At 63.5% G+C, this 2,902-nt stretch carries 4 protein-coding genes; 3 read left to right on the forward strand and 1 reads right to left on the reverse strand.

Translation table 11 applies throughout. The features are described from left to right. Window positions 1–430 (forward strand): hypothetical protein (locus QZV93_RS10685; protein ID WP_363156936.1); only part of this gene is annotated, 430 nt, incomplete at its 5' end. A gap of 28 nt (window positions 431–458) precedes the next feature. Further along, window positions 459–1,163, forward strand: coding sequence for a phosphoribosylformylglycinamidine synthase subunit PurQ (purQ, locus tag QZV93_RS10690; RefSeq protein ID WP_295558311.1), 705 nt, complete (start codon window positions 459–461; stop codon window positions 1,161–1,163). A 412-nt stretch (window positions 1,164–1,575) separates the two neighbouring features. Here the strand turns inward: purQ and QZV93_RS10695 are convergent, their stop codons facing one another. Next, window positions 1,576–1,962, reverse strand: a complete 387-nt coding sequence (locus tag QZV93_RS10695; protein WP_295558313.1) for a hypothetical protein — start codon at window positions 1,960–1,962, stop codon at window positions 1,576–1,578. A gap of 342 nt (window positions 1,963–2,304) precedes the next feature. On the opposite strand from QZV93_RS10695, the gene QZV93_RS10700 reads away from it, so the two are divergent. Next, on the forward strand, window positions 2,305–2,902 hold a 598-nt coding region (locus tag QZV93_RS10700), incomplete at its 3' end, for an AIR synthase related protein (protein ID WP_295558315.1).

The raw sequence follows: 2,902 nt of genomic DNA on the forward strand, positions 1-2,902 counted from the left end.
GGGAACGGCGGCCTGGCTGATGGCGGCGCTCTTTCCCGCCGCTGCGCTTGCGCAGAGCCCCTCCCCGCCGACGATCGACTGCACGCTCGGTTACAGCGGGCTCAAGGATACCGCACAGTGGCTCCCGGGCGTCCAGTGGACGCAAGAGGGCGGATACGATATCGCGACGCTCTCCGTCCCCGACGTCTGGACGGCGCAAATCGCATTCACTCACTCCGGGCATCCTGCACACCCGGCGGTCACGTTGCGGACACGGCGCAAGCAGGTCACCGACGTCTGGACTGCGGACAGCAAAGGGTGCGGCTATGGGGACCAAGGCCAGTTCGCCCTGCTCATGGCAGACATGAAGTCCGGCGACACCGAGCTCACGAACGCGTCGCGGCACGAGGTCGAGAGCCGGAAAGCTGGGCAATCGCCGCTCGGGCCCTGACGACACGAAATATAGGTTGGAGCCAAACATGCTACGCGCTTCCGTCATCGTCTTTCCCGGCTCCAACTGCGACCGCGACGTAAAGACGGCGCTCGAAGCCATCACCGGCTTTCCAGTGAAGATGGTCTGGCATGGCGACGCGACGGTGCCGGCCTCCGATCTCATCGTGCTGCCGGGCGGCTTCTCCTACGGCGACTATCTGCGCTGCGGCGCCATGGCGGCCCACTCGCCGATCATGCGCGACGTCATCGAAAAAGCGGGAAAGGGCACGCCGGTGCTCGGCATCTGCAACGGCTTCCAGATTCTTTGCGAATCGGGGCTGCTGCCGGGCGTGCTGATGCGCAACCGGTCTCTGCATTTCATCTGCCGCGACGTGCACCTCAAGATCGAGAACGACACCAGCTTCTTCACCAAGTGCTACCGCAAGGGCGAGGTCATTCGGGTGCCTATCGCACACGCGGAGGGCAACTATTTCGCCGATGCGGAGACGCTGGACCGCCTCGAGGGCGAGGGACAGGTGGTGTTTCGCTATTCGGATGCGGAGGGCAACGTCTCGCCCGAGACGAGCCCGAACGGCGCCCAGCGCAATATCGCGGGCATCACCGATTCCAAAGGGCGGATCCTCGGCATGATGCCCCACCCGGAACGGCTCTATGAGAAGATGCTCGGCGGCACCGACGGCCGGCGCGTGTTCGAGAGCGCGCTGCTCTCGGCCGTGGAGGCGATGAGCTGACGGCCAGCTTGGGCCTTCTGCAGATGATCGGAAAAGCTAAAGGGGACGAACCTTGCGGTTCGTCCCCTCTTTATCCCCCGCCTTCAGCGGGGTGAGGTTCGGGACCCGGCGTCTCACCGGGAGGGCCGAACTCAGCGCTTCGAGCCGCGGCCGTTGGAGGCTTTGGTCTGCAGGAGCGCGAGCAATACGGCTTTCATTTGAAGTCTCTCTGGTTGGTGCTTTCGTTGCCCATAGAGATAGTCGACTCCCCCTGCCTCAGGTAGTGCAGGGCGTGCTCGTCAGCTTTGCATTCGGCGCAGCGGCGGAATGCCGCCGCCATAATAATGCTACTTATATCAGTGGCTTAAATAAAAATAGGGCAGGTTCAGGACCTGCCCTATTTCGAGGCATGACTACCTAGGTAGTCGCGCTCTTACGACTTGTAGGGCGCACGATCGAACACGCGCGCATTCATCTCGGTGCCGTCCGGACCACAAACGAACTCGGCCGACTGGTCGGCGCTGGCATCGAGCTGGACGGCCTTGCCGGGGAGAATCGGCACGACGATGCGGGTGCCCGGGCTGTCGAGGCCCGTTTCACCGCCCGCACCGTCCGCGACCACCACCGTCAGGTGGCAGGCGTTGTCCTTGATGCGGAAGTAGCCGACGGCGTGCTTGCCGCCGAAATCGAGGCTCAGGCCGTGGCCCGGCATCATGTTGCGATACACGCCTTTGGTGGGTGAGTCGGCGAAGACTGCGCCAGCGGCCAGAACGCCCATCACACCCGCTGCTGCAGCAACGGCTTTCGTCGCCTTCAACATGGTTCAACTCCTTTGATGATGAGAAGCTCAGTTGTCACCGCGGCAAGGCTCTTGGTGGCCTGCGTTCCGGTCCGCACTATCTAATGGTATGACTCTCCAATGAGAATTCATGATGCTGCATGGCAGCGGCCAGTTTTGTGCAGCGCGATCCTGTCGCATCGATCCGGTGTCGCACCAGTGATCCGGATCAAAGCCTGGACCGCGCGAGGCTCCGTTGGCGGGCTTTTCCGGCGTGCTGCGGTGTCACGCTCCTGGGATTAGTCGCGCCGCGGAAGCGACAAGGCCCGCAGGCGCCGCTATAAGCACCGCGAGAGAGACCCGATTGGGATTTGAAAGCCAGAAATGCAGGACACCGCGACCTCCGTCATCACCCCTGAGATCGTTGCGCAGCATGGGCTCAAGCCCGACGAATACCAGCGCCTGCTCAAGATCCTCGGCCGCGAGCCGCGGATCACCGAGCTCGGCATCTTCTCGGTGATGTGGAGCGAGCACTGCTCCTATAAGTCCTCGCGCGTGTGGCTCAGGACGCTGCCCACCTCAGGCGTGAAGGTGATCCAGGGTCCCGGCGAGAACGCGGGCGTGGTCGACCTCGGCGATGGGGACGCGGCCATCTTCAAGATGGAGAGCCACAACCACCCTTCCTATATCGAGCCCTACCAGGGCGCGGCGACGGGTGTCGGCGGCATCATGCGCGACGTGTTCACCATGGGCGCGCGTCCGGTTGCCAACCTCAACGCGCTGCGCTTCGGCGATCCGGCGCATCCCAAGACGCGCCATCTCGTGTCGGGCGTGGTGTCGGGCATCGGCGGCTACGGCAACTGCGTGGGCGTGCCGACGGTCGGCGGTGAAGTGAACTTCGATGCCGGCTACAACGGCAACATCCTGGTCAACGCCATGTGCGTCGGCCTCGCCAAGACCGACAAGATCTTCTACTCGGCGG

This window comes from uncultured Hyphomicrobium sp., from assembly GCF_902826555.1.
In the GTDB taxonomy this organism is placed as follows: Bacteria; Pseudomonadota; Alphaproteobacteria; order Rhizobiales; family Hyphomicrobiaceae; genus Hyphomicrobium_C.

Excerpts from the sequence above, each read along its gene's own strand:
- QZV93_RS10695 (WP_295558313.1), bottom strand. The coding sequence starts at position 1,962 with ATGTTGAAGGCGACGAAAGCCGTTGCTGCAGCAGCGGGTGTGATGGGC.
- purQ (WP_295558311.1), top strand. The coding sequence starts at position 459 with ATGCTACGCGCTTCCGTCATCGTCTTTCCCGGCTCCAACTGCGACCGC.